The following is a 26693-nucleotide window of genomic DNA, read 5'->3' as shown; positions in this document are numbered from 1 at the left end:
TCATCGCGCAGCGGTCAGTTCGCTTCCCACTGCTTGATGAGATCCTCGTAGGCGATGGTCTCGCCCTGCGGCTTCTCGTTCTCGAGCTTGGCCTTGGCACCGCCGTTGCCGATCCATTCGGACGGGTCCTTCGGCTCGTTCAGGCGTGGGCCGCAGCCGCCGTAGACGTTGGCCTGCTCATCCGCCTGCTGCATCCGGCCCATGGTGATGTCCATTTCCTCGGCCAGACGGTCCATCGCCTCCTGCGGTGTGAAGGTGCCGGCGTTCACGTCCCCGATCTGCTGCCACCAGATTTGCGCCAGCTTGGGATAGTCGGGCACGTTGATGCCGGTGGGCGTCCAGACGACCCGGTCCGGCGAACGGTAGAATTCCACCAGGCCGCCCAGTTTCGGCGCGCGCTCGGTGAAGCTCTCGTCGTTGACCGAGCTGTTGCGGATAAAGGTCAGGCCAACGTGGCTCTTTTTGGTGTCGACGGTCTTGGAGGTGACGAACTGCGCATAGAGCCAGGCGGCCTTGGCGCGGTCCATCGGCGTCGACTTCAGGAACGTCCAGGAGCCCACGTCCTGGTAGCCGACCTTCATGCCTTCTTCCCAATAGGGGCCGTGCGGGGAGGGGGCCATCCGCCAGAGCGGCGTGCCTTCCTCGTCCACCGTGTTGTTGCCCGCTGAGCGCGGCGCGACAACGTCCGGCACGAAAGCGGTGTACCAGAAGATCTGCTGGGCGACGTTGCCTTGCGCGAGGGCCGGCAGTGACTGGTAGAAGTCATAGGATGCCGCGCCCGGCGGGGCGTACTTCCGCAGCCATTCGTCCCACTTGCGGATCGCGTAGACAGCGGCCGGCCCGTTGGTGGCGCCACCGCGGCTGACCGAGGCACCGACCGGGTTACAGGTGCCTTCCTCCATGCGGATGCCCCATTCGTCGATGGGCACCCCGTTCGGCAGACCCTTGGACCCCGCGCCGGCCATCGACAACCAGGCATCCGTCATCCGCCAGCCGAGGTCAGGCGCGCGCTTGCCGTAGTCCATGTGGCCATAGATCTGCGTGCCGTCGATCTCCTTCACGTCCTCGGTGAAGAACTCGGCGATGTCCTCGTAGGCCGACCAGTTGATCGGGACGCCGAGATCGTAGCCATATTTCTCCTTGAACTGGGCCTTCAGGTCCTCACGGTCGAACCAGTCCTTGCGGAACCAGTAGAGGTTCGCGAACTGCTGGTCGGGCAACTGGTAGATCTTGCCGTCCGGTCCGGTGGTGAACTGGATTCCGATGAAGTCGTCGAGATCGAGCGTCGGGCTCGTCACGTCGGCCCAGTCGCCTTCCATCATGTCGCTGATGGGGTAGGCCTGCTGAAGCCGGGCATGGGTGCCAATCAGGTCGCTGTCGTTGACGTAGCCGTCATAGAGGTTCCGGTTCGTCTGCATTTGCGTCTGCACCGCCTGCACGACTTCCCCTTCGCCGAGAATCTGGTGGTTCACCTTGATCCCGGTGATCTCCTCGAACGCCTTTGTCAGGACGTCCGACTCGTAGGAGTGCGTCGGCACGCCCTCGGACAGAACGTTGATCTCCATGCCGGCAAACGGCTCGGCGGCGTCAATGAACCATTGCATCTCGGCGACCTGATCGTCGCGCGATATCGCAGATGGTTGGAATTCCTCGTCAATCCACTTTTCAGCGGCCGCCATGTCGGCGAATGCCGCAGGCGCCCCCGCAATCACGGCAATCGCCGCGCTTGCGCAGAATAGATACGTGCGCATCTGGTCCTCCCTGTTCGCTTATGCGGAGGGGTCCTCCTCCCCTCGGGGAAATTTTTGAATTACGTTCAAATGAAAGTCAAATACAAACAATGCTGGCATCCTTTGCCAAATCGAGTAGGTTCGACGTCGCGAAGCGGACTCGTGTGAAATGACGGATGCTCTGACCGAAAGACAAAACGAAATCATGACGCTGCTCAGGCGTCGGGATTCGGTCGACGTCGAGACCCTGGCCGAGAGGTTCCAGGTGTCCACCCAAACCATCCGCAACGATCTTCGGGAATTGGCGGAGCGGGGCCTTGTCCTGCGCACCCACGGCGGCGCGCGCCGCGCCGGGTCGGCGTCCAACTACGCCTATTCCGAGCGGCGCAGGATCCGGCAACAGGAAAAGGAATGGATCGGTCTGCAGGCCGCCGAACTCATTCCGAACCATTGTTCGGTGATGCTCAACATCGGGACTTCGACCGAGCAGGTCGCGCGCGCCCTGACGAACCACGAGGGCCTGGTGGTACTCTCGAACAATATCAACATCATCAATGTGTTGGTCGGGTCCAAGGCGCGGGAACTGATCCTGGTGGGCGGCTCAGTCCGGCAGACCGACGGCGCCATCGTCGGCGCCGATGCGGTCGATTTCATATCCCGCTACAAGGCAGATTTCGCCGTGATCGGGGCGTCGGCACTGGATGCCGACGGCGCGATCCTCGACTACGACGCGCGAGAGGTGTCCGTCGCGCGCTCCATCCTGAAGAATTCACGCACCCGTATCCTGGTCTGCGATTCCTCGAAGTTCGACCGGACGGCACCGGTCCGGATCTGCGACGTGGCGGATCTTGATTACGTGGTGACGGACAGGCCGCCGCCGGAAGACTTCCTGGCGGCTGCGAAACGCGGACATACAAAGGTGCTGATGATGGATGAGGAAGATGGCAAGCAAATCATCTCCGCCTGACACCGCCGGGGTTTACGATCTGTTCGTGATCGGTGGCGGCGTCAACGGAAGCGGGATCGCCCGCGATGCTGCCGGGCGCGGCCTTTCGGTCGCCCTGGCAGAAATGAACGATCTGGCGTCTGCCACCTCATCGGCCTCCACCAAGCTGTTCCACGGTGGATTGCGCTACCTGGAGTACTTCGAGATCCGGCTGGTCCGGGAGGCCCTGGCCGAACGCGAAGTGCTGCTGCGGGCGATGCCGCATATCTCGTGGCCCATGCGTTTCGTCCTGCCGATCCACAAAGGGATGCGGTTCGACACCGCCACTCCGGCCTCCAAGTTGCTGTCGACCTTCATGCCGTGGACGAAAGGCAGGCGCCCGGCATGGATGATCCGGATGGGGCTCTTCATGTACGATACCCTTGGGGGCCGCGAAATCCTTCCGGGCACGGCAAAGCTGGACCTCACAAAGGCGCCGGAAGGCAGGCCGCTCAAGGATGTCTTCAAGTTCGCCTACGAATATTCCGATTGCTGGGTCGAGGATTCACGACTCGTGCTGCTGAACGCCCGCGACGCGGCGGCGCGCGGCGCCCGGATCATGACGCGCACCCGCGTCATCTCGGCCGAACGACAGGGCGAAACGTGGCAGGTTGCCATCGAGGGTCCGGATGGCGCGGAAACGATCGAAGCCCGCGCGTTGGTCAATGCCGGCGGACCTTGGGTGGACGAGATCCTGCACAATATCGTGCGCTCCAACAGCCGCGCCGGCATCCGCCTTGTCCGCGGCAGCCACATCGTCACGCGTAAGCTCTACGACCATGACAAGTGTTACTTCTTCCAGGGCTCCGACGGCCGCATCGTCTTTGCGATTCCCTACGAACAGGATTTCACGCTGATCGGCACGACCGACATGGAACACCACGATGCGGACCAGAAACCGGTCTGCACCGACGAAGAGAGGGATTATCTGCTCAAGTTCGTCTCCAACTACTTCGCCACGCCGGTGACGGCGGACGATATCGTCTGGACCTACTCGGGCGTGCGGCCGCTCTATGACGACGGCGCGAGCTCGGCAACGGCAGCGACGCGGGACTACGTTCTGACACTTGACGATACGGGCGGAGCGCCGCTGCTGAGCGTGTTCGGCGGCAAGATCACCACTTATCGGCGGCTTGCCGAAGCGGCGATGGACAAGCTTTCGGGGACGTTTCCCTCGGCCACCAAATCGTGGACGGCGGGCGTTCCGCTTCCGGGGGGCGACTTCCCGGTCGACCAGGTTGACCGGCTGGTCGAGGAACTGAAGCGCGATTTCCCGTTCCTCGACACGGACTGGGCCGCCCGCCTGATCCGCACCTACGGGACCGAGGCGCGTGATATTCTCGGCGATGCGAAAGCGGTGGAAGACCTGGGCGAAGAGTTCGGCGCGACCATCACGGCGCGGGAACTCGATTGGGCGATCGACAAGGAGTGGGTCCGGACCGGGGAGGATTTCCTCTGGCGGCGCACCCGGCTGGGACTTCGTCTCGACGAAGGTCAGATGGAAAATATCGACCGCTACGTGCGCGAGGCGGCTGGCGGAGGGGCATAGGCGCTCTCCGACACCAAGCTTGGAGGTCGAAAGGCTACTTGCCGTCCTGCGACGACTGCGCGTCGCGGGAACCGGCAATGGCCTTCCTTGCGAGTTCGAGAAAGGTCGCGCGCTCCGCCTCGTCCAGCCCTTCCAGCATGTCCACCTGAATGGACCGCACAATCGGCAGGATTTGATCGAAGGCCTGCAAGCCTTTTTCCGTCGGGCGAACTTCCCGTGCTCTTCGGTCGTGCTGGCTCACGCGCCGTTCCACGAATCCTTTGTGCTCCAGCCGGTCGATCACCCCGCCGATTGTCGCCCGGTCATAGGCAATTCCCGCCGCAACCCCGGCCTGATCGATGCCGGGCTGGGCGACGATTGCGTCCATCGCCGCGAACTGGACCGGGGTCAGGTCGAACCCGGCCTCCTGCATCCGCTTCGTAAAAACATGGGTCGAGATCTGGTGCAGCCGCCGAATGGCATGGCCGGCCATGTTCTGCGCTTCCATGCTGGACCTCTTCCGCCGCCAACAGAAAATCAGACGTTCGAACAGTATGTTGGTGGTGATGATTTGTATACATATTTTTTATTTGGCAAAATTTGGTAAGTATGGTTACTATATCGAGAGATCGGCCGGCGCCGGCCCATGCGCGAGGAGGGACCCATGCAATACTACCTGAACGGTTTTCGTGGCGGGGACCCCGACGTCATGAACGCGGCGCCGGGCCGACGGGATCGGACACCGTATGCGCCGCTGCCGGACAAAGTAGACGTGCTGATTGTCGGCTGCGGCCCGGCGGGCCTCTGCCTCGCCGCGCAGTTATCCCAGTTCCCTGAGATCGACACGATGATCATAGAGCGGAAGCCAGGACCCATCGAGAAGGGGCAGGCGGATGGTGTCAACACCCGCACGATGGAGATGTTTCAGGCCTTCGGCTTTGCCGAAACGGTCAAACGCGAAAGCTATTGGGTGAACCAGACGACGTTCTGGACGCCGGACCCGAATAACCCGGCGCATATCCGACGGATCGGCCGGGTGCAGGACGTGCCCGACGACTCCTCCGAGATGCCGCACACCCTCCTCAATCAGGCACGCGTGCACGAACTGTTCCTCGACGTTGCGAGAAATTCGCCTGCCAGGCTGGAACCGGACTACGGCTGGGCGCTGCGCGACCTGACCATCGAAACGTCCACCGACGATCACCCGGTGACCGTGACGCTGGAAAACACAGGCGTCAATGCGGGCGAGACGACGGTCGTGCGGGCCAATTACGTTGTCGGCTGCGACGGGGCCCGCTCGAACGTCCGCAAGGCCATCGGGGGCGACCTCCATGGGGATGCAGCGCACCAAGCGTGGGGCGTGATGGACATCCTCGCCAACACGGACTTTCCCGACGTGCGCCAGAAGTGCCTCGTCACCTCGGCGGAGGAGGGCAACGTCCTGATCCTGCCGCGCGAGGGCGGGTATCTCTTTCGGATGTACGTTGAACTCGACAAGCTGAACCCGGACGAGCGCGTCTCCAACCGGAACCTGACCGCGGACCACATCATCGCGGCAGCCAACCGGATCATGAAACCCTATTCGATTGACGTGAAGGAAGTCGTCTGGTGGTCGATCTACGAGATCGGGCACCGCCTGACCGACCGCTTCGACGACGTCCCCGACAGCGACCGGGCGACGCGCACGCCGCGGGTCTTCACCGCGGGCGATGCTTGTCACACCCATAGCCCCAAGGCGGGGCAGGGAATGAACGTCTCGATGCAGGACACCTTCAATCTGGGCTGGAAGCTGGCGCATGTACTCCTTGGCCGCGCGGAGGCGAGCCTGTTGCACACCTACTCCGCCGAACGCTGGACCGAGGCGAAGCGGCTTATCGAGACCGACCACGCATGGGCGCGGATCATGTCGGCCCCGCCAGGGGAGTCGGAGCTCGACGGCTCCGACATGCCGCGGTTCCAGAAGCAGTTCATCGAGAACCTCCCATTCACCGGCGGGCTTGCCGTCAAATACGACCCGTCCCGCCTTGTCGGCCCACCTACCCACCAGGAACTGGCCACGGGAGAGGAGATCGGGCGCCGCTTCCACTCGGCGCCGGTGGTGCGCGTGTCCGATGCGATGCAGATGCAGCTCGGGCATGTGGCCGAAGCGGACGGGCGTTGGCGCATCTACGCATTTGCAGGCCGGCACGACAGCTCGGCTCCGGGATCGCCCATCCACAATTTGACCGATTGGCTGGCCAACGACCCGGCCTCGCCCGTGGTGAAATATGCCCGGCCGGACGAGGACATTGACGGTCTGATCGACCTGCGCGCAGTATTTCAGCAGACGTTCGACGCGCTCCACTACGAGGACATCCCTGCGCTGCTGAAGCCGGAGAAGGGCAAGTACGGGCTTCAGGACCACGAGAAGGTGTTTTGCGTCGATCACAAGGGGGCCGGCGACATCTTCGATATGCGCGGCATCGACCGGGCAAGGGGATGCATGGTGGTGGTGCGCCCCGACCAGTACATCGCGCACGTCCTTCCGCTCGATGGATTTGAAGAACTGTCGAGGTTCTTCGACGGAGTCCTGACGCGGCCCGCCAACGACTAAAGCTGCGCAACAGGTAACCCATCTATCCGATCAGGAAGCTCGCCCGTTCCACGGCCCAGATTGCTGCCACCGCGGATACGGAAAGAGCGACGGCTCCGCGCGTACGGATCCAGACCATGGTCGGCATTCGGCGGATCAGGAGGACGAGGGGCCAGATCAGTGCGACGATCGCAAGCTGGCCGAATTCGACGCCGAGGTTGAAGGCGAGCAGGCTCTGCCAGACGTTGTCCGAATCGATCTGCAGGATGTTCCGCAGCATGAAGGAGAATCCGAACCCGTGAAGAAGTCCGATTGAGGCGGTGATAGCGACGGCCGCCCGATTGCTCCGGGACTGGCCCTGGCGTTGGAGAGCGGCATCGGCGGCGGCCCAGATGATGCTGAGCGCGATGGCGGTCTCCACGGCGGGTATGAACCACGGCGCGGATGGGGCGATTCCGAAAAATCCCAGGCTGAGCGTGACCGTGTGGCCGATAGTGAACCCGCTGACCCGCGCCAAGAGCGCCCCGAGGGTCTGAGCGCCGATCACCATGCATATAACGAAGAGGACGTGGTCGATGCCCTCGAGAATGTGGCGCACGCCTTCGAGGACGAAGGTCGAGGCTGCCGCAACGGGGGAGCCGGAAATCGTGACAGGATCGGCCATCAACCCGGTGGTGCGGTAGGTCCGGGTGGCGTCGCCGCGATAATCGAGGATCAGGTTGGCCGTGTCCTCCACTCCGGGAAGCCCGGGATTGTAGAGCGTGGCAAGGGTGTATTCGGAAACAGCGCCGGTCGGGTAGGCGAGGTGCACGTCGACCACCGCATTGCCGACATACGTCTCGCCGGCGTCGGTCCAGACGCCGACACCGCTGGCGAGGGCAACCGTCGCCTCCGCACGCGTGGCGAATGCCGGCTCCTTGCCGGCCTGGTGAACGCGGACGGAGACAACCTCGGCGGCCAGCTGGCCCGCACCTGTTTCGAGGCGCAAGCCATTGGCCGAAATCCGGCCCAGCCCGAGCGGGTCCGCACGCAGGGCGTTCGGGTCGACAAGGTGCATCGTCACCCCGTTTTCGAGGCGGTTGGTGGTGAAGGGCGCCGGGGCGGGAAGGCCATCTGCGCCGATCGGACCCAGCTTGTCCGCCACCAGATAGGCCATGGGCGTGCGAAGATAGACGTCGAGCCCGGCCTCGCTGTGTACGATGTGAAATACTCGGACGTTCAGGTTCAGCTTGAAATGTGCCCACGCCGCGCCGCTCACGAGCAACGAAAGCAGGGCAAGCGCGGGAATCAGGAGACGTTCCCTATATGACCTCACGTTTTGATCTCCGCACTCAGAATGGTCAGGCCGTCGAGGTACCAGCGATCCTGCTGCCGGGAGACGTCCACAAGCCCGCGATACGTGACCTGACGGCGGTGAAGGTGGCCCCAGTGGCCGCCGCTCACGGACGCGGCCCAGGTAGCAAGGATCTGGCTGCCCGTGCCGTTTTCGGCCGGGTCGATGCGCTCCACCTTCAGGTCCACGATCTCGTCAGTTCGGGCCATCGCCCCTGAGGGCAGGGTGACCGCGAGGCCCCGATGCAATTCCGCGCCGACCTCGGTAATGCGTTCTGCAGGGACGAATTGGGTCAGCGCTTCGGCAAAGGCATCGGATCGGGTCTCCAGCATCGCGGTGCCGGCATTGTTCAGCAGACCGGACATGAGCTGCTGCGCCGCTTCCGCGGTCGGCTCCGGCTGTCCTGGCAGTGAAATACGGGTGCTTACTGGCGCAGCAACAACCGCCGCGCAAAGGGCCATTGCCGCACCTGCCAGCAAGCCGAGTCTCCGACCACCCCGCTGGCGAAACGCTGACCATGCGGCAGCCAAAGCGCCAATGACGAACGCGCCTGCAAGTATCGGCAGGCTGATGATGGTTGCTGTGGACACGGTGACGGGGCGGGCCTGCGGCTCGGTCCAGTCCCTCAGGTAATTGGTCCAGCGCACCACTGGATTGCCGACACGCACCTGTGCCGGAACACCGCCCGCCGGATCGGTGAGGGTGACAGGCACGGAGGTCAGGCTGTCCGGGAATAGCTCCCAGGTCATCTCGACATCCTGGGCGAGGCTCTCACGGGGATAAGACAGGATGACGCCGAGCAGAGTTGTCGCACGATCGGATTGCTGTGCCTCTTCCACCACCCGCAACCCCTCCGCACCGACCGCGACGCGGGACACGCGGATGTCGGCCGGCACCACCCGTTCGCCGTCGATCGCTACCGGATTTCGGTGCCGTAGGAAGTCCGCCGCCCGCGCCTCGACCCCGGCCATCTGCGCCGGCCCGAGGGAGGCGGCGTCGCCAAGGCCGAGGTCGACCCATCCTTCGAGATCCCGCAGGCGCAAGATGATCTCGTGTCTGACTTCTCGTGGCTCCATCGACAGAAACGACATCAGCGGGGATTTGTGGTGGCGAGTCAGATTGGGGTTCTCGAAAGCGCTGAACCAGGGGTCGTCCCAGTCCGGCATCAGCGTTTCGGTGCGGGACAGATAGCGGTAGTCCGTCACAGGCACGCCAAGGTGGTCCACCAGCAGCCCGAGTGACGCCAACGGCATACCGGTGGTATCGAGCGGCGGCGTGAGGGTAATGCGCTCCGGTCGATCGTCGAAAGGAAACTCAAGTTCGGCGAAGACGACGTCAGCGCTGCGCGGTCGCGGCGGCACGATGGCGGTGGCGGCCGTGATACGTGGCTTTCGTGGGCGCAGGTCGACCGTGCGGATCACCGGCACGAGCGGCTGGCCATCGGCCGCGACGGACAGCGTCAAGCCCGTGCGTTCGGAGAGGGGCAGGCCGGTGCCGTCATCGGGCCTCACGAAGAAGGGAAAGTCCGCCGGATCGATTTCCAGCGCGACCCGTACCCGGTCTGGCAACACGGAAACCTCGGCAAAGTCCGGTGCCGTTTCGCCTCCGTAGGGTGAAACCAGATCGGCCCGCGCGACGGCCGTCCACGAGGCTGTGGCGAGGATGGTGACGAACAGGCGAAGCGGGAGGACCATGGCGCGACCTCGGGCAGGGGTGACGCCCCGGCGCAAGAAAACGCCGGGGCAGAGCGGCGTCATTCGTCGCCGGGGTACGGGAAGTCGCGCCCGAGAGCCTCGGAGGCTTCCTTGAAGATTGGGCGTAGAGCGTCGTCGACGTCCCAATACCCACTCTTCGTGAACTCCGAGAAACCAATGTCGGCGATGTCGATGCCCACCTGTTCCGCGAAGGCGGTGCGGTCGTCCAGTGTGGGCGGCTCGGCGGGCGCTCCGAGTGGCGGCGCCCATGTCCGCTCCTCCGTCACGGCCATTCTCACGCGGATGTCTTCCTTCGTAACGTTCCAGGCCATGAAGTCGTCCGCCATGCTAAGCGGACCATCGTAGGTTTTTCGAATGCGTTCGTAGACGGCCGTGCCGGTGTCGAAGTCGTTGAAGAAGTGATAGGCGACGGCCAGTCGCGGCTGGATGTCGCTCATGACCTTGCCGAACGCTTCCGGCGCCGTGTGAACCTGCGTGCCGACCAGAAGCGCAGATTCCGGGCTGAACCGCATCTTGTTGACGAGGTCCGGCACCGCGATGAAGCATTCGTGGATCGCGAGGTCGGCATCCTTCGCGTATTCGATGAACCACTTGTTGGGATACGTGTCTGAACTGAAAACGAACTTCAGATCGTTCCATTCGAGCGCATAGCTGACGGCACCATCGATGGAATGAATGGCCGGAAAAGTTCGGATGACGACGCCATTCTCCTCGTAGATCACCTCGTTCTCGAGTTTGTAGTCGAACTCGTTCACCTCAAGGCGGTAGCCGCGAAAGTCGACGTTTCCAGCGCGCCCTGCCATGTCCCAGGTGAGCATCTGCATCATGCCCTCGAGAGCATGTGCCGTGCCGAGCTCCGGCGTCGCGCCGCTCGGTCCCCAGACTTTCAGCGGAACGTTTCGGCCCATCAGGGCGCCACCTATGAAAATGTCATGAAGCGCGCCGAAATGGTCCGTGTGCAGGTGCCCGATGAAGATCTTGTCCAGAAAATTGTAAGGGATCTGAAGTGACGAGATCCGCTCCGCCGAACCTGAGCCGATGTCGAACAGGAACTTGTCGCCGTTACCAAGTTCCACGAGGAAGCAGGCGGCGGCCTGCGCAGCACGGGTCGTCGGCATGCCGGTGCCGCAGGCGATCACGCGCATCTCGTCGGGGGCAAGGTCCTCGGTGTTGGGATAGTAGGCGTCGCGATTGCGGTCGCGCACCATCGTGGGTGAAACCTCCGCCTCCTGCGCATAAGCCGCGCCCGCAATCGACAGGCTTGGCGTATCCGGCTGTGCCATCCAGGCGCCGAATGCAATGCCGGCCACGAAAGCGGCCGTTCGCCGGATCGCAGTGTCTCGATCTGCCATCTTAGGGTCCTCCCTTGGTGTTGGCTCTCCGGCCCGCGCGCTGCCGGCGTGGCGGCACCAGGTGGCCGGAACGGAATGAGCCTTGCCCAATGGTTCCCGATCAATGCGCCGCATGTAACGGAGTCACGGTGACTCCTTGCGTGACTCACGCGTGAAACAAGGCAAGAATGGGCGGGCAACTTTGCCGAGGCGGGCGACGATGAAAGACGACCGGCCACAATCGGCGATACCGCCGGACGCCAGGAAGTCCGCGCTGGAGCGGATCCTCGCGTCGCCCGGATTCCAGAGCGCGGGCAGGCTCCGCGATTTCCTGACCTATGTCGTGGAGGAGGACCTCGCCGGGCGGGGCGGTGGCATTCGCGGAAAGACCATCGCCCAGGACGTCTATGGCCGGAGCACTGGGAGCGATGGAGACCCCGAAAACATCGTCCGCGTGGATGCGCGCCGCCTGCGTCAGCAACTCGACCAGTATTACGCAACGATCGGTGCATCGGATCCGGTCCAGCTTGTGCTCGACCCGGGCAGCTACCGACCGCGTTTCGAGACGCACGCGGTGCCGCACTCCTCACCCCTGCGAAGCACGACCGCGCGGGCGGCCATCTATGCGGGCCTCTTCGCGCTCGGCACGTTCGTCGGCGTGGGGCTGATGCTGGTCTTTTCTCCGGACCCTTCCAAAAAGGTGGCGTTACTCGACCCCGCCATGATCGGTGGGTCTGGGCAGGCGACATCCAACGGCAAGAAGGCCCAACGTTCGGCCATCTTCGAAAAGTCTCCCGCCGCGCTTGAGGCGATGACCCTCGCCGAGCAAGCGCAGAGCATGATCTTCCCGATCTTCGACCTTCCCCGGCAGACCTTGCTCACGTCCGTCTTCGAGCGTGTCATAGAACTCGATCCGGACTACTACGGCGGCTATGCCGGGCTTTCTTACGTTCTCAGCACCCGCGCGATCCTGTCGCCCGATCCCGAAAGCCGGGCGGCATTGGTCTCGCGGTCGCGGGAGGCGGCCGACACCGCTTTGCGTCTTGCGCCCGCGCAGGCCTGGACCCAGTCCGCACTGGCTTGGACCGCCTTCGCCTCGCGGGATTTCGACGAAGCCATGAGGCTGGCCGCTCTGGCCGAGCAACTGGACTCCGACAACGCTCAGATCCTCGATCTCGTCGGTACCATTGCCCTGTTCACCGGCGACTTCGAGCAGGCCTTGAAGGCCGTGGATGGCGGACAGGCGCGGGTCGGCAGCCATCAGCGTTTTGCGAACCGCAACATCTTCGCGGCGGCGAACTATCATCTTGGCAACTATCGGGTCGCCTACGATGCTTTTGTCGAAGCGGCAGCGATGGGCGATCCCCTGAGCGCGCCCTCGCTGGCGTACCAGGCAGCCTGCCTTTCGGCGCTCGGCGATGACAAGGGAGCGCTCCGTAAACTCAACGAGTTGGACCGGGCCTGGCCGAATGCGCCGGTCGCGTCGATGCTGTATGGAATCCACAGCGAAAAGGCCAATGCCGATGCGGTCCTCGATCGGCTGCGGAGCCTCGGTTGGAGCGGGGGTCAGGCAGAGCAGTGAAGCACGCCGCCGCGCTGCCAGGAGCGCGCACCAGTGGAGGGATCGTTTCCCTCACAGCGGGGCACGCCTGGCACGCAGCGTTCGGTATTGGCGACAGCGCCGCAAAGGTCAGCGTTTCAGCTTCAACCTCTCCAGTTCCGGCGTGATCGGGATGAACTCCGAGTCGTCGCCCGGGGGCAGCTTGAAGGGTCCGTCGGACCAGTTCGCCTCCTTCCAGGCGGCCTTCGCCTCCTCGATCCTGTCCGGAGAAGACGAGACGAAGTTCCACCAGATGTAGCGCGGTCCGTTCAGCGTTTCGCCACCGAGCGCCATGAGGCGCGCGCCCTGTGCCCCCGCGCGAACGGAGATACGGTCCCCGGGGCGGAACACCATCATCCGGCCGGCTTCGAAGGTCTCGCCGGCAATCTCGATCTCACCCTCGGTGACATAAATCCCGCGGTCCTCATGATCGTCGGGCAGCGGGAAATGCGCGCCCGGTGTGAGCGTCACGTCGGCGTAGAAGATCTCGGACTGCATCGTGACGGGCGACCGCTCGCCCCACGCCGACCCCAGGATCAGCCGAGCGCTGGCGCCATTCTCGGAAAGCAGGGGCAGGGCCTCCTGCCGGTGATGCTCGAAGTCGGGCGCCATGTCCTCCCGGTCCTCGGGCAGGGCGACCCATGTCTGAATACCGAACAGCTTGTGACGGGTTGCCCGGGTCTCGGCACTCGTACGTTCCGAATGGGTGACGCCGTTGCCTGCCAGCATCCAGTTGACCTCGCCGGGGTAGATCATCTGATGCGTGCCGAGGCTGTCACGGTGTTCGAACTCGCCCTGGTAGAGGTAAGTCACCGTACCGAGGCCGATATGCGGATGCGGGCGGACGTCGATGCCGCCCTCGGTGATGAACTCTGCCGGACCCACCTGGTCGAAGAAGATGAACGGCCCCACCATCTGCCGCCTGGGTGAGGGCAGGGCGCGGCGCACTTCAAAGCCACCGATATCGCGGGCACGCGGGATGATCGTGGTTTCGATCGCATCCAGGCCCACGCTGTCGGGGCAGTCGGGCGCAAGGGTCGGGTTCCAGCTCATGGCGAAGCCTCCTTAGGCTTGTAGGGGCACAGGCAATCAGCCCATCTCGCGCCCCCACCCCGTCATCCGGAGTTGGGCGCATGTGGTGACGACGTTCCTATCGACTCGCGAGATGATCTACCACGACTACCCGCGAATACCTGTCACCGGACCTTCCCGATATCGGGACTCCCGGCCCCCGATACAACGGCACGATGTCGCGAGGCCCTGTGCGCTTTGTTTGGGGTTTCCGATGCAGGCAAAGGTCCTATGGTTTCGGCATGACTGCAAACGACACACCGCGCGAGTCCAACGTCCTCTGTGACCGCGATATTGCCGACCTGACGGAGTGGCGCCGCGCGCTTCATCGCCGCCCCGACCTGTCCGGCGAAGAGGCCGAGACCGCGCGGCGCGTGGCCGACATGCTGGGCCACACGGAACCGGACCGGGTCATCACGGAACTGGGCGGCCACGGAGTCGCCGCCGTCTTTGAGGGCCGCGCCGATGGTCCTTGCATCCTTCTGCGTTGCGAGTTGGACGGGCTGCCAATTGAGGAGCTTGGCGAGGTTGCCCACCGCTCGAAGGTCGCCGGCAAGGCGCATCTATGCGGTCACGACGGCCACATGGCCATTCTGGCGGGGGTCGGTCGATGGCTGGGTCGGAACCGTCCTGCCAGGGGGCGGGTCGTCCTGCTCTTTCAACCGGCCGAGGAGGATGGGTCGGGGGCGGAACGGGTGATTGCCGATCCGCGTTTCCGTACCCTGTCGCCGGATTTTGCGCTGGCGCTGCACAACATGCCCGGTGTTCCGCTGGGCCATGCGGTGCTGGACGAAGGCATCATGAATTGCGCGTCGCGTGGGATGAAGATCGTGCTGAACGGGCGGACCGCGCATGCGTCCCAGCCAGAAACGGGCCGCTCGCCGGTGCCCGCCGTGGCTCGGCTCATGTCGCTGCTGACTGACCTCGGGACCGGCGGGTCGCAAGCCGATCCCGACTTTTCGCTGGTGACCGTGACGCACGCGCGGGTCGGGGAGCCGGCTTTCGGGGTCGCTCCCGGGAGGGCAGAAATCTGGGCGACGCTGCGCACGCAGCGGGACGCTGGCATGGACGCACTTGTCGCACGCGCGGAGCAGGCGGTTGCCGAGGCTGCGGACGGGGCAGGACTGACGTGGAAGGTCAGCTATCACGACGTGTTCCGCCATTGCGAGAACGCGCCGGCGGCGACGCGCCTGCTAGCCCGCGCCCTTGAGGCGGAAGGGGTTCCCACGGGAAAGGCCGGACTGCCCATGCGCGCCTCGGAGGATTTCGGCCGCTTCGGGGATGGCGCGAACGCGGCCATGATGCTGCTTGGGTCGGGCGTGGATTGCCCCGCGCTGCACAGTCCCGACTACGATTTCCCGGACGCACTCATTGCGACCGGCGCCGGTATTTTCATCCGATGCCTGCGCAGCGAATTGTTCTGACGGCGCGCACCGCAGAATGGGCCACGCTGTCCGTTCCGTCCAGGTTCGGCTGATCTACACCATATATTCGAAAATGTTGTTCTTGACCCGAGGGCAAGAGTCCGGACAACCTGTCGTGGGAGACATTGAGGGAGGAGAACGCGCCAGGGCCCGGGCATCGGCGCGGCGTTGGGAGGAATTCGGCGCACGCGACGGTCACTGGCAAGTCGGACCGGCCAGACGGGCGACGCCCTCGCGAACCGGGTGAGAGGCATCAGCTAAGAATAAAAAGAGCACAGGTCGTCTTCGGCACCAGACGTCGCGCGCGCTTGGCAGTTGCTCATTCGCAGCACGCAGCTCCGGCCGAGAGACCGTTCACAGGGAGGACCGTACGTGCGTGTTTGTGCGCAGCACCGGGCGAAAAGACCGACATTGATCAGATAGGAGACAGCATTCCGATCAGGCACGACATGGGGGCGTGCCGTCGGAAGAAAAGCGGTTCGGCGTCGTTCAAAGCGGCCGAACCCTGGCATCAAGCCCCCCAAGAAACGGAAATTGGCAAGTCATCCAGGGAGGAAACAGATGACGGACACCAAGACTTTCGGCCGCCGGTCGTTTTTGAAGAAATCCGCAATCGCCGGCGGCGCAGTGGCCGGCAGCGCGCTCGCGGCGCCCGCGGTGCTGGCACAGGCCCCCATCGTATTGAAGATGCAAACGTCGTGGTCGGCCTCCAACATCTGGCAGGAATTCGCGCAGGACTACGTGAACCGTGTCGAGGAAATGTCTGGCGGCCGGCTCAAGATCGACCTTCTGCCGGCGGGCGCGGTCGTGGCCGCGTTCCAGGTGATGGACGCCGTCAACGACGGTATTCTAGACGCCGCGCATTCTGTTTCGGCCTACTGGTACGGCAAAAACAAGGCCGCGTCGCTATTCGGCACGGGGCCCGTCTTCGGGGCCTCGTCGACCGCGATGCTCGGCTGGTTCTACGAGGGCGGCGGGGCCGAGCTTTACCGCGAACTGACGCAGGACATCATGGGGCTGGACGTCATCGGCTTCCTCGGCTTCCCGATGTTCGCGCAGCCCTTCGGGTGGTTCAAGGGTGAGGTCAACTCGGTCGCCGACATCGAGGGCTTCAAGTACCGCACGGTGGGCCTCGCGGCGGACCTGTTCCAGTCCATGGGCATGTCCGTGGCGCAGCTCCCCGGCGGCGAGATCGTGCCGGCGATGGAACGCGGCGTGATCGACGCCTTCGAGTTCAACAACCCGTCGTCGGACAAGGATTTCGGCGCGCAGGACGTGGCCAAGAACTACTACCTGTCCTCCTATCACCAGGCGGCGGAGCAGTTCGAATTCCTGTTCAACCGCTTCAGCTTCGAGGATCTTGACCCTGATCTTCAGGCGATCCTGAAGTACGGCGTCGAGGCATCGGCCACGGCAAACACGTCCAAGGCGATGCGGCGGTACTCCGCGGATCTCCAGTGGCTCCAGAACGAAGCCGGGGTCACCGTGCGTCGTACCCCCAAGGAGATCCTCGACGCCCAGATCAACGCCTGGTCGGAACTTCTGCCGGGGCTGGAGGAGGACGACTTCTTCAAGCGCTGCGTGGCAAGCCAGCGCGAATGGGCCGAACAGGTCGCGTTCTACGAGCTGATGAACGCGCCGGACTACGCGCTCGCCTACGAGCACTTCTTCCCGGGCAAGCTGAAGCTCTGAGGTTCAGGCCACTTCGGATGACCCCCGGCGGACCTGCGCCGGGGGCACCGTGATCCTCGAAGGAAATCCCATGATCGGTTTCATCCGGTTCGCGGATAATCTGTCGGCGTGGTTCGGCAAGGCGTTCGCGTGGCTCATCATCCTCATGTCGGTCGGCACCGGCTACGAGGTCTTCGTCCGCTACGTCCTGAATTCGCCAACTGCCTGGGCGCTGGACGTCTCGTTCATCATGTACGGAACGCTGTTCATGATGGGCGGGGCCTACACGCTCTCTCGCGGCGGCCATGTCCGGGGGGACTTTCTCTATCGGCTGTGGAAACCACGCACGCAGGCAAAGGTAGACCTCGTGCTCTACCTGATCTTCTTCTTCCCCGGCGTGACGGCGCTGATCCTGGCCGGGTGGAAATACGCTGCGCGGTCCTGGCAATACGGCGAGGTTTCGGTGAACAGCCCGGCGGGCGTTCCGATCTATCAGTTCAAAACCGTGATCGTCGCCGCCGGCATCCTGCTGTTCATCCAGGGGATCGCGCAGGTCATGCGCTGCATCATCGCCATTCGCACGAACAAATGGATCGAGGCCGAGGAGGACGTCTTCGAAACCGAGGACCTCCTGATGGAACAGGCCAGCCGGGCCGAAAAGGACAGCCACCCATGACGGACCCACAGGTCGCCCTGATGATGCTGGGGCTCTTCATTGTCTTCGTCTTTCTCGGCTTCCCGATCGCCTTCACGCTCATGGCGATGGGGATCGGATTCGGCTATTACGCCTATTTCGACGCGCGTCGCATGTGGCGGGACTTCGACCGGCTCGATGAGGCCGCCGGGACGTGGGATCAATGGTCCACTTGGTTCGAGGGGTTTTTCAACAACCGAATATTCGACCTCTTCGTGAACCAGACGTTCACGGTCATGTCGAACGAGGTGCTGACGGCCGTTCCGCTCTTCCTGTTCATGGGATACATCGTGGAGCGCGCCAACATCGTCGACCGACTGTTCTCGACGCTGAATATCGCGTCGAAGAACGTTCCCGGCTCGCTCGGGGTCGCCGCCCTTATCACCTGCGCGCTGTTCGCGACGGCCACCGGCATTGTCGGCGCCGTGGTGACGCTGATGGGCCTGCTGGCGCTGCCGGCGATGCTGAAGGCGCGCTACAAGCCGTCCTTCGCCAGCGGCATCATCTGCGCGGGCGGGACGCTCGGCATCCTGATCCCGCCGTCGATCATGCTCATCGTCTACGCGGCGGCGTCGAACGTCTCCATCGTGCGGCTCTATGCCGGGGCACTGTTGCCGGGGCTCACGCTTGTCGGGCTCTATCTCGTCTACGTGGTCGGGCGGGCGATCCTGCAGCCATCGTCCGCGCCGCGCCCGTCTGCGGACGAGGTTCCCGACGTGCCGCTTGGCAAGCTGCTGGTGATGATCCTGACGTCGTTCCTGCCGCTCGCCTTCCTGATCCTGTCCGTCCTCGGGTCCATCCTGTTCGGTCTCGCAACCCCGACGGAGGCCGCCTCCATCGGAGCCCTGGGAGGGATGCTGCTGGCATTCCTCTACCGGGCGATGACATGGCAGCGGCTGCGGGAAAGCGTTTACCTGACGGTGCGCACCACGGCGATGGTCTGCTGGCTCTTCGTTGGCTCCTACACGTTTTCGGCCGTGTTCTCCTATCTTGGGGGCGAGCATGTGATCTCAGAATTCGTTCAGGGCATGAACCTGACGCCAATTCAGTTCCTGATCATGGCGCAGTTCATCATCTTCCTGCTGGGCTGGCCGCTGGAGTGGTCGGAGATCATCATCATCTTCGTCCCGATCTTCCTGCCGCTGCTGGCGTACTTCGAGATCGACCCGCTGTTCTTCGGCATCCTCGTGGCGCTCAACCTCCAGACCAGCTTCCTGACGCCGCCAATGGCCATGTCAGCTTATTATCTCAAGGGGATCGCGCCGCCGGAGGTGCGGCTTACGCAGATCTTTGCCGGCGTCATGCCGTTCCTGTTCTGCGTGATCGTCTCTATGGTGTTGATGTACGTCTTCCCTGAAATCGTCTTCTATCTGCCGGAGTTGTTCTATGGAGGCTGATGTCATGAGACCCCGTCGGCGGGAGAGCCAGCCGGCAGACCTCGGCACCGTGGCGCTCCGGGACCGCCTCGCGTCCGGCGCGCTCAAGGCGGCCGAGCTTGCCGAGATCTGCCTCGGCCGGATCGAGGAGCGGGAGGCCGACGTGGGCGCCTGGGCCTGGCTCGATGCGGAGTACGTGCGCGCCCAGGCCAAGCATCTGGACGCCCACCGCGCCTCCGGCCGCCCGATCGGGCCGCTTCACGGTCTGCCCGTGGGCATCAAGGACATCATCGACACCGCCCGCATCCCGACGGAGAACGGCTGCCGGCTCGACGCCGGGCGGGTGCCCCTGAAGGATGCGTATGTGGTCGAACGCCTGCGGCAGGCCGGCGCGATCATCATGGGCAAGACGGTGACGACGGAGCTTGCCTTCATGCACCCCGGAGGGACCCGTAATCCCCACAACCTCGCCCACACGCCCGGGGGATCGTCGTCCGGATCGGCAGCGGCGGTTGCGGACGGGATGGTGCCCCTCGCGGTCGGCACCCAGTCCGGCGGTTCGGTCATCCGCCCGGCGTCTTTCTGCGGCATCGCCGGGTTCAAACCCACCTTCGGCGCCATCCCGCGCCGGGGGGTGCTGATGCAATCGCAGTCCCTCGATACCGTTGGTGTATTCGCTCGCGACCCGGAAGGTGCCGCGCTGATTGCAGAGGTGCTGTTCGGCCACGATCCTGCCGATGCCGCTACGAGCCTCGCCCCGTCGCCACGGTTGGTGGAGACGACCCGCGCCGCGCCCCCGCTGGCGCCCGTCTTTGCCCTGGTCAAGCCGCCGGGATGGGAGGAGGCGGACCCGCAACTGCATGCCGCCTTCGCAGAACTCGCGGCGGCCCTCGGCGAGCAGGTCTTCGAGGTCTCCCTGCCGGCCGTCTTTGCGGAAGCGGCTCCGCAGCGGGCCCGGATCAACCACGCCGAAATGTCCCGGAACTACTATCGCTACGGGAGAGATGGCGCGGACGTGCTTGGCGCCAGAACGCGGGACGCCATCGAGACGGGCAACGGCATATCGGCCCGCGACTACCTCGCGGCGCTGGATTGGCGGAACGTCCTGAATGCGGGGCTGGAGGAGATCTCCCGGCGCTGCGACGCGATCCTATGCCCGGCCGCGCCCGGACCGGCGCCGGAAGGTCTCGGCTCGACGGGCGACTCGATCTTCAACGGCCTCTGGACGCTCTGCGGCACGCCGGCCGTGACCGTTCCGATCCTGACGGCGGAGAATGGCCTGCCGATGGGAGTGCAACTCGTGGCGGCGCGTGGAGAGGACGCGCGGCTTCTGCGGACCGCGAACTGGCTCTTCAGATGGGCCGATCCTTCAGACCCTGACGGGAGCATGACATGAAACGCTTGCTTGCCCTGATCGCCTTCCTCACGCTCGCGGGGTTCATCGGGATTTTGGTCGTCAAGATCCCCAGTCCCGACCTGATCCTCGTCGCCCTGCTGACCGTCGGGCTGGTCGCCTACGATTTTCTGACATCCACCGGCAACTCGGGGGACTGAGCGCCGACCCCTGGTGCCGCCCGAGAGGAAGAGACGCCCCATGCATCCGTCCCACGTTCCCGAAACGGTCTTCCACACGCGGGTCAGAAACGACGCGCTCGGCGGGGCGAACCCGTTCGAGTGGCGGGACCTGTCCTCCGGCACCATATTCGCCAACCGGCGCATCGTGCTGTTCGCTGTGCCGGGCGCCTTTACACCGGCGTGCTCGGAAACCCATCTGCCCGGCTACGAAGCGCTGCACGGTGAATTCCTGTCCCTTGGGGTGGACGAGGTGATCTGCCTCGCGGTCAACGACGCGTTTGTCATGTTCCAATGGGCGCGCCTGCTCGGCGCTGGCAAGGTCTCCATGTTGCCCGATGGCAATGGCGACTTCACGCGCGGCATGGGCATGCTGGTCGCGCGCACGGATCAAGGGATGGGGAGCCGAAGCTGGCGGTATTCCATGGTCGTGGAGGATCGAAAAATCCGCAAGATTTTCGCCGAGGCCGGGATGCGTGACAACCCGCCCGGCGTTCCGGTGAACGTGTCGGGCGCCCCGACGATTCTGGACTACTTGAAATCCACCTGATCCCCATGCGGCGAAGGCCGCTTTGCACGCGCCCCGCGGCGGCCAGCCCCGCGACACGGGCGCGGATTCGGTGTATACTGTCACCGGGAATTGGCATGGCGACGGGGCTGGTCGCACGTCCTCACCAAGAAGGATTTCGCGGCTGGCTTGCACGGGTTGCGAGGGGAGAACGAAGCCATGAAATCCATTCTTCAAACGATGATGCTCGTGGGGGCAGGGGTGTGGGTGGTCTCGGCACAAGCCGAAACAATGACCGAAAGCCTTGGCCGGTTCGAGTTCGTGAACAGCTGCGCCGCCTGCCACGGGCCGGACGGCAAGGGGGAAGGGTCCATCGCGGCCTATCTCAACACGGCCCTGCCGGATCTGACCAAACTTCAAGCCGACAATGAGGGCGTTTTTCCGGTGACGAAGGTCTTCCAGACCATCGAGGGCGGCCCCGAGGTCGGACCGCACGGAACGCGGGACATGCCCGCATGGGGGCTCCGCTACAGGCAACGCGCCGAGCGCGATCCCGACTTCATCGAGGACAGCGCCGCCTACTCGAAGCTGCGGGTTCTGGCTCTGATCGAGTACCTGTCGACCATCCAGGAAGAATGATCCCAATCGCGATCGGGCGGGGGTAAGACCGCCGCCCGATCATGCGCATCACGGGAGAAGCGTGCCGACAAGGGAGAGGCCGGCGGCACCCCGCCGGAGCCGGATCAGCGGACACGCGGCACCGGAGACGAGCCTTCCCACACCAGGGCGCTGTCGCCCGACGCCGGCGGGAACGGAAGTCGCCATGCAAAGCGCCTGCGTGAGGTCGAGGCCGACCTTCTCCACCAGAACATTGACCGCGGTGGTCAGGTCGAGGTCGGCGCCTGCGAGCGTTCCGTCCGCCAGCAAAAGTCGCCCATCCGCCCGTTCGATCGTCCGGCCGTTGAGGGTGAAGCTCCGGTCGTCCGTCCCGGCGGGCGCCATGGAGTCGCTGACCAGGAAGATTTGCCCGGGTCCGGACTTTGCCGCTATGGCGGTGCGCATCGCCGCGGGGTGGACGTGGATGCCGTCTGCGATCAGGCCGCAGTCGAGCCCACCGTCCGCCAGGGCTGCGCCGGCAAGACCCGGCGTGCGGTGCCCCAATTGGCTCATCGCATTGAACAGGTGCGTGACACAACGCGCGCCTGCCGCCGCGTACCGGCGGGCCGTGTCGAAGTCCGTATCGGAATGCCCGAGCGAGACGATGGCCCCGGCCTCCGCCAGGGTGCGAACCTGATCTTCGGTCGCATTTTCCGGCGCCACCGTGACCATGAGCGCCGGTAGGCGACGGGCGGCGTCGCACAGGATATCAAGGTCGCGGTCGGTCATCGAGCGGATCAGGCTTGGATCATGCGCCCCCTTTCGGGCCAGCGACAGGTGCGGCCCTTCCAGGTGCAGGCCCCCGATGCCCTCCACACCCTCGGCGACTGCGGCCTCCACGCCCGCAATGGCAGCAAGGGTCCGGTCGGGTGTGTCCGTGATGAGCGTCGGAAATATAGTCGTGGCCCCGAGGCTGGCATGGGCTTCGGCCATCCGTCGCAGGGCGCTCACCGACTGGTCGTCGTTGAACATCACACCGCCGCCGCCGTTGACCTGCAGATCCACGTATCCGGGGCTGAGGATGTCGCCCTCAAGGTCCGCAACCGTCCCGTCGGGCGCCTCCGCTTCCGGGAGAATATCGGCGACGTGCCCGTCCTCCAGAACCAACACGGAATCCTCGAGCAGCCGGTCGCCGTCGAAGATCGGACCGCCGCGGTAGAGCGTACGAGCGTCTGTCATAGCGTTTCGGTGACCTTGTTGAGATGTCGCGGCATGTCCGGGTTGATCCCCCGCATTTCGGCGACCTTTTCGACCATCGCGTAGAACGACACGATCAAGGCGACCGGGTCGGTCAGCCAATGACCGGTGCGCACGTGTTCGATAACGGTCGCATTCTGCGCCTTGTGGGACGTGACGAAGACGTTTGCCCCCTTGGCGGCGAGGGCATCCGCCACCTCCGACACGGCCTGTTCTGCGGCGTCGGCGGCGGCGAAGGCGATCACCGGAAAGCCGCGGTCGACGATGGAGACCGGGCCATGCATCACCTCGGCCGAGGAGAAGCTTTCGGCATGGAGCTGGCAGGTTTCCTTGAATTTCAGTGCCGCCTCGTTGGACATCGCCCAGCCCGGACCGCGGCCAAGGGTGTAGATCGACCTGTCGCCGATTGCAGCGGTCACGGGCGACCAGTCGGTCGCGACAGCGCGCTCCAGGTCGGCGGGCAGTGCACGGATCGCCGCGAGGAGAGCGTCGTCCCGTTTCATGCTGGCAATCAGCCAGAGCCCTGCGACGGCGGACGTCACGAAAGTCTTTGTGGCGGCCACGCTGAGCTCCGGGCCAGCCTGAATATCGAGCGTGGCATTCGCGGCCTGAGCCAGCGGCGACGCCGTGTCGTTGGTCACCGCGATGGCAAAGGCGCCGCCATCCCTTGCCGACCGGGTCATTTCGACGATATCGGGGCTCTTGCCGGACTGGGAGACCGCAAGGCAAAGCGCGTTCTTCAGCTTCAGTCGCGCGCCGTAGATCGACGCGACTGACGGGCCGACTGAGGCCGTCGGCAGCCCGAGCAGGATCTCACTGGCGTATTTCAGATACGTACAGGCGTGGTCGGACGAGCCGCGTGCGACCGTGACCAGCACCCCCGGATCGAGCGCATTGGCCTGCTGCGCGATCTCGCGCACAGTGGCTTCGCCGGCATGGAGCAGGCGGTCGACGGCGGCGGGGATCTCCTCCACCTCCGCGCGCATCAGCGTTTTCCTCGTCATTGCCGGCGGTCCTCTACATTGGCCAGACGCAGTTCCGCCACGAAGTCGTAGGCGTCTCCGCGATAGGTGGATTGCGTGAATTCGACGACGCGGTCGTTCTCGAGGTACGACGTGCGCCTAATGCTGAGTCCGGCGGCGCCCGGCTCGACACCCAGCAACTCGGCTTCCCGATGCCCGAGATTTACCGCGGTGATCCGCTGGATCGCGCGTACCGGCAAAGTGCCGGAAGCTTCCAGAACCTCGTAGAGAGACGAGGTGACCAGCAGGGGGTTCGGCAGGATGTCCAGCGGCAGGGCCGCGCGTTCCAGGGCCATCGGCTGCCCTTCGGCCTGTCGCAGCCGGTAAAGACGCGCGACGGAGTCGCCGGCCGACAGCCCCAGGGCCACGACCTCCTCGGGGGAGGGCAAGACGACGCCGCGCTCCAGCCAGGTGGAGGTCGTTTCCATCCCGCGTCGCTTCATGTCGTCGGAGAACGAGGTCAGCCGTGACAGGGACTGTTCCACGCGCTGGACCTTGTCGCGCACGAAGGTGCCCGAGCCTTGCCGCTGGATCAGGATGCCGGAATCCACGAGATCATGGATCGCCTTCCGCACGGTCACCCGCGACAGGTCCGTCAGCTCAGCGATCTCGCGTTCCGGGGGCAGGGAGCTGTTCGGCTGCAGGATTCCCTGTTCCACCGCCTGTTCGATGCGGCGGCGGAGCTGGACGTAGCGCGGCCCCGCGCTCTTGCCGAGCCAGTCGCCGGGCTTGAGGAACTCCGTGACGTTCACGGTCGCGCCTCCTCTCGGAAGTCCGCTGCCAGGGCCAGCGCGCCGTCCAGTGCGGAGCCGCGAGGGGGCTTTACGGACGCCACGATCTCCTCCGGCAGGCGACCCCGATAGGCCGCGGTGGCGCCGCCAAGCAAGCAGATCGGCTCGCCCTTGCGCCAGCCGATCGCGTTCAGGATGCGCCGGATGTAGGCCACACCAGCGTCGAGGATCTCGATGCCAAGCGGATCGCCGTTCGCGGCGGTGTCGGCCACCAGAGGCGCAAGGGCCGCAATGTCTCCCGGCGTCGCGGCGATGCTGAAAGCGACGATGCCGCGGGGGGTGCCGCCGAACCGGGTGAGAATGGCATCCGACAGGCCGGTCTGTGGGCGCAGTCCGTCGGTCACGTCCAGAGTTCGCGCCAGCGCCTCGCGCCCGATCCAGAAGCCCGACGCTTCGTCCCCCAGCCGCGAGCCCCAGCCGCCGACGAGCCGGATCGCGCCGTCCGTCTGCCGGCCGAAGAACGAGCCGGTTCCGAGCCCCGCAATCGTGCCGTCCCCGGCACCGAGCGCACCCCGAACGGCCGCGCAGCGGTCGTCCTCGATCCGGACCCGGCGGAGCGGCAATCTGTGGGCGAGACCCTCCGCGTCTTCCGATCCGATCACGCCGGCGAGGCCGAGATAGGCGGGCAGGGCGCACAGGGTGGCGTGGTCCACCCCGGCCTCATGGGCAAGCTGATCGAGGCCCGCTCGGATCGTCTCCGCAGCTCGCGCGATATCGGTGGACACGTTGGCAGACCCCAGAGTGACCGCTTGCACGGCATCGCCCGACTTCAGGGCCAGGCGGCAGGTCGTTCCACCGCCATCGGCGGCCAGCACGGCAGTATCCGGGTCAAATCTCATGTGAAACCTATATAATACCATTTAGCGAACTAAAAGACCTTTGTCATTCCAAATGGCCCATCAGGGCTGTGTCCTCGCGAATTTCAGGAAAGTTTTGAACCAATAGGCGCCGCAGTAGACAAATGGTATTATAAAGGTATGATAATCCGAACCGAGGGGATTCGCATGATTCTGCCGAAAACCGAGATGCTGCACGACGACGCTCGCGGGCTCGATTCCGGGCCGCTTTCCAACGCCGCGCGCGTATTGGCCGATGCCCAGGCCGAGGCCGCCCAGAGCGTGGCGGCGGCGTCGGAGGCGATCTGTGATGGCGCCCGGGCAATGGCGCGGGCAATTGGCGCGGGTGGGCGGCTTGTCTACGCCGCAGCGGGGTCGTCCGGGTTGATGGCGGTGGCCGATGCGCTGGAACTCGGCGGAACCTTCTCGATCAATCCGCAGCAGGTCCGCATCCTGATGGCCGGCGGCATCCCGACCGGCTCCGAAATGCCGGGAAACGTCGAGGACGACACGAGCGGCCTGTCCGGCGACTTGGCCGACCTGACAGCGGCGGATTGCGTGATTGCCCTCTCGGCCAGCGGGACCACGCCTTATGCCCTCGCGGCGGGCGAGGCTGCCCGGTCCATGGGCGCCACGCTCATCGGCATTGCCAACAATCCGGGCACACCACTTTTGGAGATGGCAGACCACCCGATCCTGCTCGCCACCCCGCCCGAGGTTATCGCAGGCTCGACGCGGATGGGAGCCGGCACCGCCCAGAAAATCGCGCTGAACATGCTTTCGACGCTGATGGCGGTGGAACTCGGGCACGTCTACGATGGGATGATGGTCAATTTGGTGGCCGACAACACGAAGCTGCGCGGCCGCGCCGCCCGAATGGTTGCGACGATCGCCGACTGCCCGCCCGAGCGCGCGGAGGCCGCTCTCGAAACAGCGGGCGGGCGGGTGAAGCCCGCCGTGCTGATCGCGGTTTCCGGGGTGACGCTGGAGGCCGCGGAAGAGATACTTGCCGAAGTGCAGGGAAACCTGCGCGCCGCGCTGGCGCGCATCTGACGGCGACGAAAATGTATCGCCGGAATT

At 64.7% G+C, this 26693-nt stretch carries 23 protein-coding genes; 13 read left to right on the top strand and 10 right to left on the bottom strand.

Annotated elements, in window-relative coordinates; genetic code table 11:
* Positions 1-14: 14 nt before the first annotated feature.
* Positions 15-1751: an ABC transporter substrate-binding protein gene (locus BM075_RS00810; protein WP_093358532.1), complete on the bottom strand. Its 1737-nt coding sequence runs from the start codon at positions 1749-1751 to the stop codon at positions 15-17.
* A gap of 148 nt (positions 1752-1899) precedes the next feature.
* Here BM075_RS00810 and BM075_RS00805 point away from each other — a divergent pair, with 148 nt between their 5' ends.
* Together BM075_RS00805 and glpD are read left to right on the top strand one after the other, a co-directional pair.
* Entirely contained in the window at positions 1900-2697 is a 798-nt protein-coding gene (locus BM075_RS00805) for a DeoR/GlpR family DNA-binding transcription regulator (RefSeq protein WP_093358529.1), read from the top strand.
* Positions 2672-4264 carry a glycerol-3-phosphate dehydrogenase gene (gene glpD / locus BM075_RS00800; protein ID WP_093358526.1) on the top strand — a complete coding sequence of 531 codons (1593 nt, stop codon included), beginning with the start codon at positions 2672-2674 and terminating at the stop codon, positions 4262-4264. The genes BM075_RS00805 and glpD overlap by 26 nt, the downstream gene beginning before the upstream one ends.
* A 34-nt stretch (positions 4265-4298) precedes the next feature.
* Here glpD and BM075_RS00795 read toward each other — a convergent pair whose 3' ends face one another.
* Complete coding sequence (locus BM075_RS00795; protein WP_093358523.1) at positions 4299-4751, bottom strand: MarR family winged helix-turn-helix transcriptional regulator; 453 nt, start codon at positions 4749-4751, stop codon at positions 4299-4301.
* A gap of 156 nt (positions 4752-4907) precedes the next feature.
* Here BM075_RS00795 and BM075_RS00790 point away from each other — a divergent pair, with 156 nt between their 5' ends.
* Positions 4908-6836, top strand: a complete 1929-nt coding sequence (locus tag BM075_RS00790) for an FAD-binding monooxygenase (RefSeq protein WP_093358521.1) — start codon at positions 4908-4910, stop codon at positions 6834-6836.
* A gap of 22 nt (positions 6837-6858) precedes the next feature.
* On the opposite strand, the gene BM075_RS00785 is transcribed toward BM075_RS00790, so the two are convergent.
* The 3 genes from BM075_RS00785 to gntH are packed head-to-tail and all read right to left on the bottom strand — an operon-like array spanning position 6859 to position 11215.
* Entirely contained in the window at positions 6859-8130 is a 1272-nt protein-coding gene (locus BM075_RS00785) for a HupE/UreJ family protein (RefSeq protein ID WP_093358520.1), read from the bottom strand.
* Entirely contained in the window at positions 8127-9842 is a 1716-nt protein-coding gene (locus BM075_RS00780; RefSeq protein ID WP_093358518.1) for a hypothetical protein, read from the bottom strand. Before BM075_RS00780 ends, BM075_RS00785 begins: the two co-directional genes overlap by 4 nt.
* A gap of 59 nt (positions 9843-9901) precedes the next feature.
* Entirely contained in the window at positions 9902-11215 is a 1314-nt protein-coding gene (gene gntH / locus BM075_RS00775; RefSeq protein ID WP_177208204.1) for a guanitoxin biosynthesis MBL fold metallo-hydrolase GntH, read from the bottom strand.
* Between the two features lie 199 nt (positions 11216-11414).
* Here gntH and BM075_RS00770 point away from each other — a divergent pair, with 199 nt between their 5' ends.
* Complete coding sequence (locus tag BM075_RS00770; protein WP_093358515.1) at positions 11415-12776, top strand: tetratricopeptide repeat protein; 1362 nt, start codon at positions 11415-11417, stop codon at positions 12774-12776.
* 108 nt (positions 12777-12884) lie between these two features.
* On the opposite strand, the gene BM075_RS00765 is transcribed toward BM075_RS00770, so the two are convergent.
* Positions 12885-13847 carry a pirin family protein gene (locus tag BM075_RS00765; RefSeq protein WP_093358513.1) on the bottom strand — a complete coding sequence of 321 codons (963 nt, stop codon included), beginning with the start codon at positions 13845-13847 and terminating at the stop codon, positions 12885-12887.
* Between the two features lie 260 nt (positions 13848-14107).
* Between BM075_RS00765 and BM075_RS00760 the strand changes: the two genes are divergently transcribed.
* The 8 genes from BM075_RS00760 to BM075_RS00730 all read left to right on the top strand — a co-directional run bounded on the left by BM075_RS00760 (position 14108) and on the right by BM075_RS00730 (position 21749).
* Positions 14108-15289, top strand: a complete 1182-nt coding sequence (locus tag BM075_RS00760; RefSeq protein WP_093358511.1) for an amidohydrolase — start codon at positions 14108-14110, stop codon at positions 15287-15289.
* A gap of 561 nt (positions 15290-15850) precedes the next feature.
* The gene (locus BM075_RS00755) at positions 15851-16981 is read left to right on the top strand and encodes a TRAP transporter substrate-binding protein (protein WP_093358509.1); all 1131 of its coding nucleotides are present in this window, start codon (positions 15851-15853) and stop codon (positions 16979-16981) included.
* A 70-nt stretch (positions 16982-17051) separates the two neighbouring features.
* Positions 17052-17636 (top strand): TRAP transporter small permease subunit, encoded by a 585-nt coding sequence (locus BM075_RS00750; RefSeq protein ID WP_093358507.1) that lies wholly within the window; start codon positions 17052-17054, stop codon positions 17634-17636.
* Positions 17633-19051: a TRAP transporter large permease gene (locus BM075_RS00745; RefSeq protein WP_093358505.1), complete on the top strand. Its 1419-nt coding sequence runs from the start codon at positions 17633-17635 to the stop codon at positions 19049-19051. Before BM075_RS00750 ends, BM075_RS00745 begins: the two co-directional genes overlap by 4 nt.
* Positions 19052-19055: 4 nt before the next feature.
* Positions 19056-20426 carry an amidase gene (locus BM075_RS00740; RefSeq protein WP_245758702.1) on the top strand — a complete coding sequence of 457 codons (1371 nt, stop codon included), beginning with the start codon at positions 19056-19058 and terminating at the stop codon, positions 20424-20426.
* Positions 20423-20584, top strand: a complete 162-nt coding sequence (locus tag BM075_RS24315) for a hypothetical protein (RefSeq protein WP_177208203.1) — start codon at positions 20423-20425, stop codon at positions 20582-20584. Before BM075_RS00740 ends, BM075_RS24315 begins: the two co-directional genes overlap by 4 nt.
* Positions 20585-20624: 40 nt before the next feature.
* Positions 20625-21152 (top strand): peroxiredoxin, encoded by a 528-nt coding sequence (locus BM075_RS00735; RefSeq protein WP_093358501.1) that lies wholly within the window; start codon positions 20625-20627, stop codon positions 21150-21152.
* Positions 21153-21329: 177 nt separating this feature from the next.
* Positions 21330-21749, top strand: coding sequence for a c-type cytochrome (locus BM075_RS00730; protein ID WP_093358500.1), 420 nt, complete (start codon positions 21330-21332; stop codon positions 21747-21749).
* A gap of 48 nt (positions 21750-21797) precedes the next feature.
* On the opposite strand, the gene nagA is transcribed toward BM075_RS00730, so the two are convergent.
* The 4 genes from nagA to BM075_RS00710 are packed head-to-tail and all read right to left on the bottom strand — an operon-like array spanning position 21798 to position 25616.
* Complete coding sequence (nagA, locus tag BM075_RS00725) at positions 21798-22946, bottom strand: N-acetylglucosamine-6-phosphate deacetylase (protein WP_093358498.1); 1149 nt, start codon at positions 22944-22946, stop codon at positions 21798-21800.
* Positions 22943-23968, bottom strand: coding sequence for an SIS domain-containing protein (locus tag BM075_RS00720; RefSeq protein WP_093358495.1), 1026 nt, complete (start codon positions 23966-23968; stop codon positions 22943-22945). Before BM075_RS00720 ends, nagA begins: the two co-directional genes overlap by 4 nt.
* Entirely contained in the window at positions 23965-24738 is a 774-nt protein-coding gene (locus BM075_RS00715) for a GntR family transcriptional regulator (RefSeq protein WP_093358493.1), read from the bottom strand. Before BM075_RS00715 ends, BM075_RS00720 begins: the two co-directional genes overlap by 4 nt.
* On the bottom strand, positions 24735-25616 hold the full coding sequence (locus BM075_RS00710) for a glucosamine kinase nucleotide-binding domain-containing protein (RefSeq protein WP_093358491.1): 882 nt from the start codon (positions 25614-25616) through the stop codon (positions 24735-24737). The genes BM075_RS00715 and BM075_RS00710 overlap by 4 nt, the downstream gene beginning before the upstream one ends.
* A gap of 165 nt (positions 25617-25781) precedes the next feature.
* On the opposite strand from BM075_RS00710, the gene BM075_RS00705 reads away from it, so the two are divergent.
* Positions 25782-26666 (top strand): N-acetylmuramic acid 6-phosphate etherase, encoded by an 885-nt coding sequence (locus BM075_RS00705; RefSeq protein ID WP_093358489.1) that lies wholly within the window; start codon positions 25782-25784, stop codon positions 26664-26666.
* The last annotated feature ends 27 nt before the right edge of the window (positions 26667-26693 follow it).

This window comes from Tropicimonas isoalkanivorans (assembly GCF_900112335.1).
GTDB classification, from domain to species: domain Bacteria; phylum Pseudomonadota; class Alphaproteobacteria; order Rhodobacterales; family Rhodobacteraceae; genus Tropicimonas; species Tropicimonas isoalkanivorans.
The sequence above is the reverse complement of the archived record's forward strand: the minus strand, read 5'-3'. Positions and strand labels throughout refer to the sequence as shown.